The sequence below is a fragment of the Streptomyces sp. NPDC029138 genome (genome assembly GCF_055564375.1).
In genome coordinates this window covers 1-12,861 of the sequence record NZ_JBVHWM010000013.1, presented here as the reverse complement: position 1 = coordinate 12,861, position 12,861 = coordinate 1, and the positions used below count along the sequence as shown (strand labels likewise).

Annotated in this window: 13 protein-coding genes; 10 read left to right on the top strand and 3 right to left on the bottom strand. The window is 71.5% G+C overall.

Annotation, left to right across the window (positions count from 1 at the left end):
• The first annotated feature begins 24 nt into the window (after window positions 1-24).
• The 4 genes from ACZ4WH_RS14070 to ACZ4WH_RS14055 all read left to right on the top strand — a co-directional run bounded on the left by ACZ4WH_RS14070 (window position 25) and on the right by ACZ4WH_RS14055 (window position 3,231).
• On the top strand, window positions 25-774 hold the full coding sequence (locus ACZ4WH_RS14070; RefSeq protein WP_468180025.1) for an SDR family NAD(P)-dependent oxidoreductase: 750 nt from the start codon (window positions 25-27) through the stop codon (window positions 772-774).
• Window positions 771-1,841: a threonine aldolase family protein gene (locus tag ACZ4WH_RS14065; protein WP_468180023.1), complete on the top strand. Its 1,071-nt coding sequence runs from the start codon at window positions 771-773 to the stop codon at window positions 1,839-1,841. The genes ACZ4WH_RS14070 and ACZ4WH_RS14065 overlap by 4 nt, the downstream gene beginning before the upstream one ends.
• Window positions 1,842-1,919: 78 nt before the next feature.
• On the top strand, window positions 1,920-2,510 hold the full coding sequence (locus tag ACZ4WH_RS14060) for a transglutaminase domain-containing protein (protein WP_468180021.1): 591 nt from the start codon (window positions 1,920-1,922) through the stop codon (window positions 2,508-2,510).
• A 10-nt stretch (window positions 2,511-2,520) separates the two neighbouring features.
• Window positions 2,521-3,231 (top strand): B3/B4 domain-containing protein, encoded by a 711-nt coding sequence (locus ACZ4WH_RS14055; RefSeq protein ID WP_468180018.1) that lies wholly within the window; start codon window positions 2,521-2,523, stop codon window positions 3,229-3,231.
• 30 nt (window positions 3,232-3,261) lie between these two features.
• On the opposite strand, the gene ACZ4WH_RS14050 is transcribed toward ACZ4WH_RS14055, so the two are convergent.
• Window positions 3,262-3,990, bottom strand: coding sequence for a lysophospholipid acyltransferase family protein (locus tag ACZ4WH_RS14050; protein WP_468180016.1), 729 nt, complete (start codon window positions 3,988-3,990; stop codon window positions 3,262-3,264).
• A 333-nt stretch (window positions 3,991-4,323) separates the two neighbouring features.
• Here ACZ4WH_RS14050 and ACZ4WH_RS14045 point away from each other — a divergent pair, with 333 nt between their 5' ends.
• The 4 genes from ACZ4WH_RS14045 to ACZ4WH_RS14030 all read left to right on the top strand — a co-directional run bounded on the left by ACZ4WH_RS14045 (window position 4,324) and on the right by ACZ4WH_RS14030 (window position 7,471).
• The gene (locus ACZ4WH_RS14045; protein ID WP_468180014.1) at window positions 4,324-4,725 is read left to right on the top strand and encodes a TlpA family protein disulfide reductase; all 402 of its coding nucleotides are present in this window, start codon (window positions 4,324-4,326) and stop codon (window positions 4,723-4,725) included.
• 208 nt (window positions 4,726-4,933) lie between these two features.
• A complete protein-coding gene (locus ACZ4WH_RS14040; RefSeq protein ID WP_468180012.1) occupies window positions 4,934-5,443 on the top strand; it encodes a flavin reductase family protein in 510 nt (169 codons plus the stop codon).
• Window positions 5,444-5,670: 227 nt separating this feature from the next.
• Complete coding sequence (locus ACZ4WH_RS14035; RefSeq protein ID WP_468180011.1) at window positions 5,671-6,456, top strand: electron transfer flavoprotein subunit beta/FixA family protein; 786 nt, start codon at window positions 5,671-5,673, stop codon at window positions 6,454-6,456.
• Between the two features lie 52 nt (window positions 6,457-6,508).
• Entirely contained in the window at window positions 6,509-7,471 is a 963-nt protein-coding gene (locus ACZ4WH_RS14030; RefSeq protein ID WP_468180009.1) for an electron transfer flavoprotein subunit alpha/FixB family protein, read from the top strand.
• 61 nt (window positions 7,472-7,532) lie between these two features.
• Here the strand turns inward: ACZ4WH_RS14030 and ACZ4WH_RS14025 are convergent, their stop codons facing one another.
• Window positions 7,533-8,438 carry an endonuclease/exonuclease/phosphatase family protein gene (locus ACZ4WH_RS14025; RefSeq protein ID WP_468180008.1) on the bottom strand — a complete coding sequence of 302 codons (906 nt, stop codon included), beginning with the start codon at window positions 8,436-8,438 and terminating at the stop codon, window positions 7,533-7,535.
• A gap of 206 nt (window positions 8,439-8,644) precedes the next feature.
• Between ACZ4WH_RS14025 and ACZ4WH_RS14020 the strand changes: the two genes are divergently transcribed.
• Window positions 8,645-9,943 (top strand): DUF6986 family protein, encoded by a 1,299-nt coding sequence (locus ACZ4WH_RS14020; RefSeq protein ID WP_468180007.1) that lies wholly within the window; start codon window positions 8,645-8,647, stop codon window positions 9,941-9,943.
• A 168-nt stretch (window positions 9,944-10,111) separates the two neighbouring features.
• Here the strand turns inward: ACZ4WH_RS14020 and ACZ4WH_RS14015 are convergent, their stop codons facing one another.
• On the bottom strand, window positions 10,112-11,161 hold the full coding sequence (locus tag ACZ4WH_RS14015) for a LacI family DNA-binding transcriptional regulator (protein WP_468180005.1): 1,050 nt from the start codon (window positions 11,159-11,161) through the stop codon (window positions 10,112-10,114).
• 219 nt (window positions 11,162-11,380) lie between these two features.
• On the opposite strand from ACZ4WH_RS14015, the gene ACZ4WH_RS14010 reads away from it, so the two are divergent.
• Window positions 11,381-12,334, top strand: a complete 954-nt coding sequence (locus ACZ4WH_RS14010) for an ROK family protein (protein ID WP_468180004.1) — start codon at window positions 11,381-11,383, stop codon at window positions 12,332-12,334.
• Window positions 12,335-12,861: the final 527 nt, after the last annotated feature.

Below are 12,861 nucleotides of genomic sequence, written 5' to 3'. Positions count from 1 at the left end.
AACGCTGCTCAAAAGGGGAAGAACATGGTGGGGAACGGGTCTCTCAGTGGTGCTGTGATCGCGGTGGCGGGCGCGGGCGGGCCCGCCGGGCACGCGACGCTGGTCCGGCTCGCCGAGGCGGGCGCGGTCGTGGTCGGCGCCGACAACAACCCGGAGCGGCTGGCGGAGTCCGTGGACGCGGCCCGCTACGCCCGCGGCGGCGCCATCGTCACCGGCGAGACCGTCGACCTGCTCGACCTGCGCTCGGCCCGCGACTGGGCCGCGCGCATCGAGAAGGAGCACGGCCGCGTCGACGGTCTGGTTCACCTCGTGGGCGGCTGGCGCGGCAGCGCGACCTTCGCCGAGACCGACCTGGCCGACTGGGATCTGCTGGAGAAGCTGCTCATCCGTACCGTCCAGCACACCTCGCTCGCCTTCTTCGACGCCTTGCAGCGCAGCGACCGCGGCCGGTACGTGCTCATCAGCGCGGCCGGTGCGTCCAAGCCGACGGCGGGCAACGCGGCGTACTCCGCGGCCAAGGCCGCCGCCGAGGCGTGGACGCTCGCCATGGCCGACGGCTTCCGCAAGGCGGGGGGCGAGCAGGGCCCGCACTCGGCGGCTGCCATCCTGGTGGTGAAGGCGCTGGTGCACGACGCGATGCGCGCCGAACGCCCCAACGCGAAGTTCGCGGGCTTCACGGACGTCAAGGACCTGGCCGAGGCCGTCGAGGGCGTCTGGAACAAGCCCGCCGCGGAAGTGAACGGAAACCGTCTGTGGCTGACCGAGAAGCCGTGAACCCTCCGAAGACCGACGCGCGTCGCCATCACGACCCGCAGGTCCGCGGTTTCGCCAGTGACAACTACGCCGGAGCCCACCCCGAGGTGCTGGCCGCCCTGGCTCTGGCCAACGGCGGCCACCAGGTGGCGTACGGCGAGGACGACTACACCGAGAACCTCCAGCGGATCATCCGGAGCCACTTCGGGGCCACCGCGGAGGCCTTCCCGGTCTTCAACGGCACCGGCGCGAACGTCGTCGCGCTCCAGGCGGTCACCGACCGCTGGGGCGCGGTGATCTGCGCCGAGAGTGCGCACATCAACGTGGACGAGGGCGGCGCGCCCGAGCGCATGGGCGGGCTCAAGCTGCTCACCGTGCCCACGCCGGACGGCAAGCTCACGCCCGAGCTGATCGACCGGCAGGCCTGGGGCTGGGAGGACGAGCACCGGGCGATGCCCCAGGTCGTGTCGATCACCCAGAGCACCGAGCTGGGCACCCTCTACACGCCCGAGGAGATCCGCGCGATCTGCGAGCACGCCCACGCGCACGGCATGAAGGTGCACCTGGACGGCTCCCGGATAGCCAACGCCGCCGCCTCCCTGAACGTGCCCATGCGGACGTTCACCAACGCGGTCGGCGTCGACATCCTCTCCCTGGGCGGGACGAAGAACGGCGCGCTGTTCGGCGAGGCGGTCGTCGTCATCAACCAGGACGCGGTGCGGCAGATGAAGCACCTGCGGAAGATGTCGATGCAGCTGGCCTCCAAGATGCGCTTCGTCTCCGTGCAGTTGGAGGCCCTCTTCGCCAAGGACCTGTGGCTGCGCAACGCCCGGCACTCCAACGAGATGGCCCAGCGGCTCGCCGAGGGCGTCCGCGCGGTGCACGGCGTGGAGATCCTCTACCCGGTGCAGGCCAACGGTGTCTTCGCCAAGCTGCCGCACGACGTGAGCGAGCGGCTCCAGAAGCGGTTCCGGTTCTACTTCTGGGACGAGGGTGCCGGGGTCGTGCGGTGGATGTGCTCCTTCGACACCACGGAGGACGACGTCGACACGTTCGTGGCGGCGCTGAAGGAGGAGATGGCGCGCTAGTCACCGAGTGTGCATAGGTATGCGATCGCCTGAAAAGTCATTGACGATCGGGTGATCGCATTCCTATGCTCTGCGGGCATGGAGCTGATCCAGGACACTGCCGACCTGTCCGCATATTTGGCCGCCGACGAGGTCGTAGACCATCATCACCCGGTGGTCCGGGAGACCGCCGCCCGCTTGGCGGCAGAGGTAGCCGATTCGTATGAATATGCGCGGGCCGCCTATGAATACGTCCGGGACGCCATCCCGCACTCCCAGGACTCCGGCGACCTCCGCGTCACTTGGCGCGCCTCCGACGTGCTGGCCCAGGGCACCGGCATCTGCTACGCCAAGGCCCACGCCCTGGCCGCCCTGCTGCGGGCCGAGGACATCCCGACCGCCCTGTGCTACCAGCGCCTGGCGGACGACGCGGGCGGTCACGCGATCCACGGCCTGGTCGCCGTCCGCTTCCGCGGGGCCTGGCACCGGCAGGACCCTCGCGGCAACAAGCCGGGCGTCGACGCCCGGTTCTCGCTGGACGGCGAGCGGCTGGCCTGGACCCCGGACCCCTCGTCCAATGAGATGGACTATCCGGTCCTGTACGCTGAACCACACCCGGTCGTTGTCGCTGCCCTGCGGGCCGCGCCCGACCGGCCGTACCTGTGGAAGACGCTCCCCAGCACCCTCTGAGGCGGGACAGATGACCTTCACCCTCACCGTGTCCGACGAGGTCCGCGCCCTCGCGCCCGGCTTCACCCATGTCGCCGTCGAGGCGCACGACATCGTCAACGGACCCAGCACCGAGGCGAGTTCGGCTCTGCTGGACGACGCGGCCCGCCGCCTCGCCACCCGGCTGTCCGGGCGCGCGCCGCACGAGGATCCGCACATGGTCGCCTGGCGCGAGGTCTACACGGCCTTCGGCGCCAAGCCCTCGCGCACCCGCAACTCCGCCGAGGCGCTGGCCAAGCGGGCCCTGTCCGACGCCGGGCTGCCCCGGATCAACCTGCTCGTGGACCTGTACAACGCCATCAGCGTGGCCCACCTGATCCCCGTCGGCGGTGAGGACATCGACCGTGTACGGGGCGGGATGCGGCTGGTACGGGCCACGGGCGAGGAGGACTTCGTGACGGTCGCGGCCGGCGCGGAGACGGTCGAACACCCCGAGCCCGGCGAGGTGGTGTGGCGCGACGACGCCGGCGTCACCTGCCGCCGCTGGAACTGGCGCCAGGGTCCCCGCACCCGGCTCACCGAGGACACGACCTCCGCGATCTTCCTCCTGGAGACCCTGGCTCCCCTCCCGGTCGGGGACGCCCGGGCAGCGGCCACCGAACTCGCCGAACTCCTGGAGAAGTGCAGCCCGGGAGCACGCGTCGAGGTACATGAGCCGGTGTCTTCGAGCAGCGCCGGCTGAGGCTGGGCTCGCGTTCCGGGGGCGCAGGCCTCAGTGGGCCTCTGCCGTGCGCAGTTGCTCGGCGGTCGGTGCCGTGCCGCCCAGGTCGGTGGGGAGCCACCAGGTGTCCTCCGGGTCCTTGGGACGGCCGGGGTACGCACGCTGGGCGGCGTCGAGAAGTTCCTGGACGCGTTCGCGCAGGCGGCGGGTGATGGCGCCGGCGTACTGGTCGCGCGGGGCCTCCACCGGCTCGCCGACGCGGATCGTGACGGGCAGGTGGCTGCGCTTGAAGTTGCGGGGGTGGCCCTTCGTCCACAGCCGCTGCGTGCCCCACACCGCCATCGGGACCAGCGGGACGCCGGCCTCCTGGGCCAGGCGGGCCGCGCCCGACTTGAAGCTCTTCAGCGTGAAGGACTGCGAGATCGTCGCCTCGGGGAACACCCCGATGATCTCGCCGGAGCGCAGCGAGTCCAGTGCGTGCGCGTACGCCGCCTCGCCCTGTTGGCGGTCCACCGGGATGTGCTTCATGCTCCGCATCAGCGGCCCGGAGACCTTGTGCCGGAAGACCGACTCCTTCGCCATGAACCGCACCAGACGCTTCTGCGGCAGCGCGGCCAGGCCGTTGAAGATGAAGTCCAGGTAACTGATGTGATTGCTCACCAGCACCGCGCCGCCCGTGCGCGGGATGTTCTCCGAACCCTGGCAGTCGATCTTCAGGTCCCAGACCTTGAAGAGCGTCTTGGCGAAACCGATGACGGGACGGTAGACCAACTCTGCCATGGGCGGGGTGGACCCTTTCTGCTCTGCTCGGGAAAGGGGCTCCCGGCGGGAAAGTTACGCAGCCGTAGGTTTACGGCGTCTCGCAGATCGTGCCCGAAGAACGGACGGGGAGCCAGTCCTGGTGCCCCGCGGCGGCGAGATCCTCGTCACGTCGGCCTACATCCCACCGTGGATCCTCTCGCTCCTTTACTCCACCCGTGTCATCGTTCCCCGCGGAAGCGGGAACATGTCCGACCGCGACGGCAGCCGCCGCGTCCGGCGCACACGGGAATCCCGGCGCACACCGGGAATCTTCGCGGTCCCGGGAACGCTTGTGGGGAAGATGACGGACCGGTGGTGTGCCGGGCGGCGCTCGCGACGGCGGGCGCCCAGGGAGTGCCGCGCGAGCGGCGGAAGGGGAGAACGCGGGTGCGCGGGCACGACGGCGGAAAGCGGCTCGGTGCGGCCGAACTCGGCGGCGAACTGGGGGAGCGCGCCACCCTCGTGCAGTTCTCCAGCGCCTTCTGCGCGCCGTGCCGGGCCACCCGGCGTGTCCTCGGTGAGATCGCCGGAATGGTCCCGGGCGTGACCCATGTCGAGATCGACGCCGAGGCCCACCTGGACCTCGTACGCGAACTGGCGATCCTCAGGACGCCCACCGTCCTGGTCCTGGACGCCGGCGGACGGGTGGTGCGGCGCGCCACCGGGCAGCCGCGCAAAGCCGACGTCATCGCCGCGCTCGGGGAGGCCGTGTGAGGCGGTGTCAGGGAACGGTGAGACGTCTTCCACATCCCGGAACCCGCTTGACTGCACACGCCACCTATCGTCAGCCTGACCGTATGCCGACCGAACTCCTTCTCTACGGGCGGGTCCACGTCGACCTCGCCCGCACCGCGAGCGCGCGCTGTCCGGGCCGTTGACCTGCCACGGATCCCCGCCCCGACGTTCGCAGAAGGACAGTTCCATGACGGCCACGCCCGAACTCGGCACCGCTCAGCTCGCCTCCCCCGACCTGCTGCGCTCCACCTTCCGCCGGCACGCCGCCGGTGTGGCGGTGATCACCGCGCGCGGCGCCTCAGGACCGGTCGGCTTCACCGCCACCTCGCTGACCTCCGTGTCCGCCGACCCGCCGCTGGTCTCGTTCGGCATCGGCACGGGCGCCTCCAGCTGGCCCGCGGTGGCCGAGGCCGACCACGTCGGCGTGCACATACTCGGCGAGCACCAGAGCGAGCTGGCCGCCACCTTCGCCCGCAGCGGCGCGGACCGCTTCGGCGCGCCCACCGTCTGGCGGGAGGGCCCGGAAGGCGTACCGGTGCTGGACGACGTGCTCGCCTGGCTGGTGTGCCGGATCGTCGGGCGGGTCCCGGCCGGTGATCACCGGATCGTGCTCGCGGAGGTGGTCCTCGGCGACCCCTCGGGCGCCGGCCGGCCGCTCCTCTACCACCAGGGCCGGTTCAACGGCCTGCGGGATTGATCACGTCCCGGCCGCGCCGCCCCCTCCTGCGAGACCGTCGAGTTCCGGTTACGCTGCGTTGCGAAGGTCACAGTTCAAAGCGCTTGCTTAGCGGGCATGGACTGGGTGTACTGGCGAGTAATATTTCGGTCGGAGCGCGCGGACGCCCCGACCGGGATCGGCCGCTTGAGGCGCCTATGCTGCCTGCAAGAGGCAGCCCGAAATGACGATGCAGTAGGAGAGCCGGCGTGAGCTTGAGGATCGTTGTCACTGTGAAGTACGTGCCCGACGCCACTGGCGACCGGCACTTCGCCGATGACCTGACCGTCGACCGCGACGATGTGGACGGTCTGCTCTCCGAGCTGGACGAGTACGCGGTCGAGCAGGCCCTCCAGATCGCGGAGAACGCGGACGACGCCGAGGTCACCGTCCTGACGGTCGGCCCCGAGGACGCCAAGGACGCGCTCCGCAAGGCCCTCTCCATGGGTGCCGACAAGGCCATCCACGTCGAGGACGACGATCTGCACGGCACCGACGCCATCGGCACCTCCCTGGTCCTGGCCAAGGCCATCGAGAAGGCCGGCTACGACCTGGTCGTCTCCGGTATGGCCTCCACCGACGGCACCATGGGCGTCGTCCCCGCGCTGGTCGCCGAGCGCCTGGGCGTCCCGCAGGTCACCCTGCTGTCCGAGGTCTCCGTCGAGGACGGCGTGGTCAAGGGCCGCCGCGACGGCGACGCCGCGAGCGAGCAGCTGGAGGCGCAGCTCCCGGCCGTCGTCTCCGTGACCGACCAGTCGGGCGAGGCCCGTTACCCGTCCTTCAAGGGCATCATGGCGGCCAAGAAGAAGCCGGTGGAGTCCTGGGACCTGTCCGACCTCGACATCGAGGCCGAGGAGGTCGGCCTGGACGGCGCGTTCACCAAGGTCGAGGCCGCGACCGAGCGTCCGGCCCGCACGGCCGGCACCATCGTCAAGGACGAGGGCGAGGGCGGCAAGCAGCTCGCTGAGTTCCTCGCGAGCCAGAAGTTCATCTGAGGCTCGCCCCCGCTGACCGCCCCTCAACTTCGTTTCGCAGGAGAGCAATCCCATGGCTGAAGTCCTCGTCTACGTCGACCACGTGGACGGTGCCGTCCGCAAGCCCACCCTGGAGCTGCTGACTCTGGCCCGCCGCGTCGGCGAGCCCGTCGCCGTCGCGCTGGGCAACGGCGCCGCCGACACCGCCGCCACGCTCGCCGAGCACGGCGCGGTGAAGGTCCTCACCCACGACGCGTCCGAGTACGCCGAGTACCTGGTCGTGCCGAAGGTGGACGCCCTCCAGGCCGCCTACGAGGCCGTCTCCCCGGCCGCCGTGCTGGTCCCGTCCTCCGCCGAGGGCAAGGAGATCGCCGCCCGCCTGGCGCTGCGCATCGGCTCCGGCATCATCACCGACGCCGTCGACCTGGAGGCCGGCGACGAGGGCCCGGTGGCCACCCAGTCGGTGTTCGCCGCGTCCTTCACCACCAAGTCCCGCGTCATCAAGGGCACCCCCGTCATCACGGTCAAGCCGAACTCGGCCGCCGTCGAGGCCGCCCCGGCCGCGGGCGCCGTCGAGGCCCTGTCCGTGACCTTCTCGGACAAGGCGACCGGCACGAAGATCACCGGCCGTACGCCGCGTGAGTCGACGGGCCGCCCGGAGCTGACCGAGGCCGCGATCGTGATCTCCGGTGGCCGCGGCGTCAACGGCGCCGAGAACTTCGCGATCATCGAGGCCCTCGCCGACCAGCTCGGCGCGGCCGTCGGTGCCTCGCGTGCCGCCGTCGACGCCGGCTGGTACCCGCACACCAACCAGGTCGGCCAGACCGGTAAGTCGGTCTCGCCGCAGCTGTACATCGCCAACGGCATCTCGGGTGCGATCCAGCACCGCGCCGGCATGCAGACCTCGAAGACGATCGTGGCCGTCAACAAGGACGCCGAGGCCCCGATCTTCGAGCTGGTCGACTTCGGTGTGGTCGGCGACCTCTTCGACGTCGTGCCGCAGCTGACCGAGGAGATCAAGACCCGCAAGGGCTGATCCACCGCCGGAAGGCGTACGAGGCCCCCGTGACCGCGTCGACGGTCACGGGGGCCTCCGCTCATCCCAGCGTCAGTGAGGCCTGTACCGGCAGGTGGTCGCTGGGGAACCGGCCGTCCAGCGAGAACGTGTTGATCGAGGCCCGGTGCGCCGTGACACCGGGGGTGGCGAGGATCCAGTCGATGCGGTCGCCGTCCGGCGTCAGCGGCCGGTAGCCGTGGAAGGTGCCGTACAGCTCGCTCCGCTCGGCCGCCGTGTCCCAGGTGTCCACCAGGCCGGCGCCCAGCATCGTGTTGTGGACCGGGTTCTTGTGGGCGGCGACGTTGAAGTCGCCGGTGACGACGAGCGGGAGCGAGCGGTCGAGTTCCGTGATGCGCTCCGCGATCAGTTCGGCGGCACGAGCGCGGGCGTTCTGGCTGTGGTTGTCGAGGTGGGTGTTCAGGACGTAGAACTCCCGGTCGCCGTCGAACAGATCCCGGAAGCGGACCCAGGTCACCATCCGGATGGAGCCGCCGCCCCAGGTGTTGGACCCGATCACGTCCGGCGTGTCGAAGAGCCAGAAGTGGTCGTACTCCTGGGGGGCGAGCCGGCGGGTGTCGTAGAAGACCCCCATGAACTCGTCGCGGCTGCCGCCCGCGCGGCCGGTGCCGATCCAGTCGTAAGAGGCTCCGAGGTCGGCCTCGATGTCGCGCAGCTGCTGGTAGAGGCCCTCCTGCGTATCGATGACATGGAGGCGCTCGCGGCGCAGCAGGGCGCGTGTCACGGGTCTGCGCGCGGCCCAGCTGTTGGGCTCGGCGGTGCTCGCGAAGCGCAGGTTGAAGGACATGACGCGGAGCGGACCGCTGTGCCGTTCGCCCGCCGAGGCGGGGTCGGCGGAGAGTGCTGTACTGGACAGGGGCACGGAGACGGAGGCGGCTAACGCGGTCTTCAGGCCCATACGGCGCGTGACGCGGCTGCTGGTCGGCACGGGTGCTCCTTCTGCGACGGCTTCCGGGGCGAGTCGGTGCTGATGCGCTGAGCAGGGTGCGGCCTGGAGGGTGCCGGATGGAGATGAACATGCCGGGATCGCGGGGTGGAGCGCGGTGGAGACGGTGTTGACCAGCGGGAAGGTCGGCGGATAACTTCGCCATACGGATTGTTGATTCCGTAAAGCGGAAGTCTGGAGGGTGTGGGATGGGTCAGCAGGAGAAGGTGGCGACGAGCCTCGCGGGTGCCGTCAGCGAGGAGATCAGCGCCTCGCTCGCACCGGTCGACGCCGAGCTGGAACGCCGCTACCCCGGAGACCCCGGCACCCGGCAGCCCGTCCACACCGTGTACGTCCCCGGGGACGCCTTCGCCGCCGACACCATCCGCTCCTGGGGCGACCAGGCGCTCGCCCTGCTCGACGAACACGCCCCGGACGCCGCCTCCTTCGCGGCGCTCCTCGGCCTGTCCGACGAACTGGCCGGGCCGGTCCACTCCCGTGTCCGCGCCAAGCTGGAGCGCGAGCCCGTCGAGGACCTGCGCGTCGACTTCGAGGACGGGTACGGCCCGCGCCCCGACGCCGAGGAGGACGAGACGGCCGCCCGCGCCGCCCGCCTGATCGCCGAGGCGTACGCCAACGGCACGGCGGCGCCGTACATGGGCATCCGCATGAAGTGCATGGAGGCCGCCGTACGCGACCGGGGCATCCGCACCCTCGACGTCTTCCTCACCGGCCTCATGGAGGCCGGCGGCCTGCCCGAGGGCCTGGTCCTCACCCTGCCCAAGGTGACCTACCCCGAGCAGGTCAGCGCCTTCGTCCGGCTCCTGGAGGCCTTCGAGAAGGCGCACGGCCTGGACGCCGGGCGCCTGGGCTTCGAGATCCAGATCGAGACCAGCCAGGCCATCCTCGCCACCGACGGCACCGCCACCGTCGCCCGTATGATCCAGGCCGCCGAGGGGCGCGCCACCGGGCTGCACTACGGCACCTTCGACTACAGCGCCTGCCTCGGCCTCTCCGCCGCCCACCAGGCCGGCGACCACCCGGCCGCCGACCACGCCAAGGCCGTCATGCAGGTCGCGGCGGCCGGCACCGGCGTCCGAGTCTCCGACGGCTCCACCAACGTCCTCCCCGTCGGCCCGACCGCCAAGGTCCACGACGCCTGGCGCCTCCACTACGGACTCACCCGCCGCGCCCTCGCCCGCGCCTACTACCAGGGCTGGGACATGCACCCCGGCCACATCCCCACCCGCTACGCGGCCGTCTTCGCCTTCTACCGCGAGGGCTTCGAGCAGGCGGCGGCCCGCCTCGCCCGGTACGCCGACCGGGCCGGCGGCGACGTCATGGACGAGCCCGCCACCGCCAAGGCCCTCAGCGGCTACCTGCTGCGCGGCCTGGACTGCGGCGCCCTCGACCTCCCCGAGGTAGCCCGCCTCACCGGCCTGACCCGCACCGACCTGGAAGCCTTCGCCGCCCCCCGCCGCGGCGACCTGACGGCCTCAGCGCAGTAGCGGACCTGACCACCGGGTTCCTTCGCGGGGACGAGGAGCGAGGCCGCCGGCTGTGCCCCTCCTCCCGGGCCGGCTGTGCTCCTCCTCCGGGGGACGACGCCGGGTGGCGGCGAGCGACCGGCGGCGACGCCACCCGGGGCGGAGCCGGCCGGGACGGGTGTGCCGGGCTCAGCCCGCCGGAGGCAGTTCGCCTGAGCCGCGGGTGATCAGACGGGTCGGTAGTTCGATGCGCTCGGGGGCGAGGAGGGTGCCGTCGAGTTGGCGGAAGAGGCGCTCGGCGGCGGTGCGGCCGAGGGCCGCCGCGTCCTGGGCGACGACCGTGACGCCGGGCTGGAGCAGGTCGGCCAGCTCGATGTCGTCGAAGCCGACGAGCGCCACCGGGCGGGACCGCTCGGCGAGGACCCGGATCACGGTCACCGTCACCCGGTTGTTGCCGGCGAAGATCGCGGTGACCGGGTCGGCGCCGGACAGCATCTCCTCGGCCGCCCGGCGCACCCGCTCCGGGTTCGTCGCGCCGAGGGACATCCAGCGCTCCTCGACGGCTATGCCCGCGTCCTCCATGGCCGCCCGGTAGCCGCGCAGCCGCTCCGCCGCGGTGTGGATGCGGGGCATGTCGCCGATGAACCCGATCCGGCGATGACCGTGTGCGATGAGGTGGGCGACGCCGTCGCGGGCGCCGCCGTAGTTGTCCGACAGCACCACGTCGGCGTCGATCCGCCCGGCCGGACGGTCCACGAACACGGTGGCCACGCCCGCCCTGATCTCCGGCTCCAGATACCGGTGGTCGTCCCCGGCCGGGATCACCACCAGACCGTCCACCCGCCGCGCGCACAGCGCCAGCGCCAACTCCTGCTCGCGCTCGGGGTCCTCGGCGCTGGAGCCGTTGATCAGCAGGGCGCCGTGCGCGCGGGCCACCTCCTCGACGGCGCGGCTGAGCGGGCCGTAGAACGGGTCCGCGAGATCCTCCAGCACCAGGCCGATGCTCGCGGTACGGCCCTTGCGCAGCACCCGGGCGCTGTCGTTTCGGCGGAAACCGAGCGCCTCGATCGCCTCCTGCACCCTGCGTTCGGTGTCCGGGGTGACCCCGGGCTCCCCGTTGACCACCCGGGACACCGTCTTCAGTCCGACCCCGGCGCGCGCCGCCACGTCCTTCATCGTCGGACGGTTGCCGTACCGGTTCCCGGGAAGGCGGTCTGCGCGGCGGGTGGTCTCGGGCACGATGCGTCTGTCCTGTCTCTCGTCCGACTCGTCCGACTCGTCCACGGGGTGGTGCGCGGTCCGTGGGCTTGTATGAGGATGTGGCGTCGAGCATAGAGCCTGGACAACGTTGTCAGATGCGCGAGAGACTGTCCATCGCTGTCTCCGGCCTGCGCCCCCACCGCTTGACCGGCCTGCTTCTCTTTGGTTTTCAAGCTTGAACGGGGAGATCTGACTCTGATGCACACCGACCTCGTGGCGGCCCTGGACATCGGCGGCACCAAGATCGCCGGCGCGCTGGTGGACGGCGACGGCCGGATCCTGGCCCGGGCCCAGCGCGCCACGCCCGCCCAGCAGGACGGCGAAACGGTCATGCGGGCCGTGACGGAAGTGCTCGGCGACCTCGCCGGGTCGCCCCTGTGGGGACGCGCGGACTCGCTCGGCATCGGCAGTGCCGGCCCGGTGGACGCCTCGGCGGGCACCGTCAGCCCGGTGAACGTGCCGGGCTGGCGTGACTTCCCCTTGGTGGACCGGGTGCGCGCGGTCACCGGGGGCCTGCCGGTGGAGCTGATCGGCGACGGCGTCGCGATCACCGCGGCCGAGCACTGGCAGGGCGCCGCGCGCGGCCACGACAACGCGCTGTGCATGGTCGTCTCGACGGGGGTCGGCGGCGGCCTGGTGCTGGGCGGACGCCTGCACCCCGGTCCGACCGGCAACGCCGGGCACATCGGCCACATCAGCGTCGACCTCGACGGCGACCTCTGCCCGTGCGGCTCACGCGGGTGCGTGGAGCGCATCGCCAGCGGTCCGAACATCGCCCGCAGGGCGCTGGAGCAGGGCTGGCGCCCCGGCCCCGACGGCGACACCTCGGCCGCCGCGGTGGCCGCCGCCGCCCGCGCGGGCGACCCGGTCGCCGTGGCCTCCTTCGAGCGGGCGGCGCAGGCGCTCGCCGCCGGTATCGCGGCCACCGCGACCCTGGTCGAGATCGACATCGCGGTGATCGGCGGGGGCGTCGGCAAGGCGGGCGACGTCCTGTTCACGCCCCTGCGCAAGGCCCTCACCGACTACGCGACCCTGTCCTTCGTGCGGCACCTCACCGTCGTACCCGCGCAGATGGGCACCGACGCGGGCCTGGTCGGCGCGGCCGCGGCGGCCCTGACCCGAACCCCGGACGCGACGGCGGCTAGCCGCTAGGGGTTGGCGGGGGCGGGGTTCACTGAACGGCGGGCGGCGAGCCGTCGGAGGTTCGGTGGACCGAGTGGCGAGCTGTCGGAAGGTGGCTGAACGGCGGGCGGCGAGCCGTCGGAGGCTCACTGGACCGAGCGGCGAGCTGTCGGAAGTTCACTGGACCGAGTGGCGATCCGCTAGGGGGTTGCTGGGTCGGGCGGTGACCGTCAGCGGTTGGCTGGGTGGGTCGGTAAGGCGGCAGGCTTTGCTGGGCCGGGTGGCGAGCCGTTAGGGGCTGTTGGGCCGTGCGGCAAAGCGTCAGCGGTTGGCTGGGTGGGTCGGTAAGGCGGCAGGCTTTTGCTGGGCCGGGTGGCGAGCCGTTAGGGGCTGCTCGGTCGGGCGACAAGGCGTCAGGGGTCCGTTGGATCGGCGGCACGCTCTTGAGGGTTGCCGGCCCGGGTGGCGAGCCGCCCCGGGCTCGGGGGGGGGGGGGGGGGGGGGAAAAAAAAAACAAGACCAGAAAGAAGAAAAAACACGGCATTCCCCAGAAAAAG

Bases quoted from the DNA above. Each gene is read 5' to 3' on its own strand.
- ACZ4WH_RS14050 (WP_468180016.1), bottom strand. From the start codon at position 3,990: ATGGCAGAGTTGGTCTACCGTCCCGTCATCGGTTTCGCCAAGACGCTC.
- ACZ4WH_RS14060 (WP_468180021.1), top strand. From the start codon at position 1,920: ATGGAGCTGATCCAGGACACTGCCGACCTGTCCGCATATTTGGCCGCC.
- ACZ4WH_RS14020 (WP_468180007.1), top strand. From the start codon at position 8,645: ATGGGTCAGCAGGAGAAGGTGGCGACGAGCCTCGCGGGTGCCGTCAGC.
- ACZ4WH_RS14070 (WP_468180025.1), top strand. From the start codon at position 25: ATGGTGGGGAACGGGTCTCTCAGTGGTGCTGTGATCGCGGTGGCGGGC.
- ACZ4WH_RS14010 (WP_468180004.1), top strand. From the start codon at position 11,381: ATGCACACCGACCTCGTGGCGGCCCTGGACATCGGCGGCACCAAGATC.
- ACZ4WH_RS14055 (WP_468180018.1), top strand. From the start codon at position 2,521: ATGACCTTCACCCTCACCGTGTCCGACGAGGTCCGCGCCCTCGCGCCC.
- ACZ4WH_RS14030 (WP_468180009.1), top strand. From the start codon at position 6,509: ATGGCTGAAGTCCTCGTCTACGTCGACCACGTGGACGGTGCCGTCCGC.
- ACZ4WH_RS14040 (WP_468180012.1), top strand. From the start codon at position 4,934: ATGACGGCCACGCCCGAACTCGGCACCGCTCAGCTCGCCTCCCCCGAC.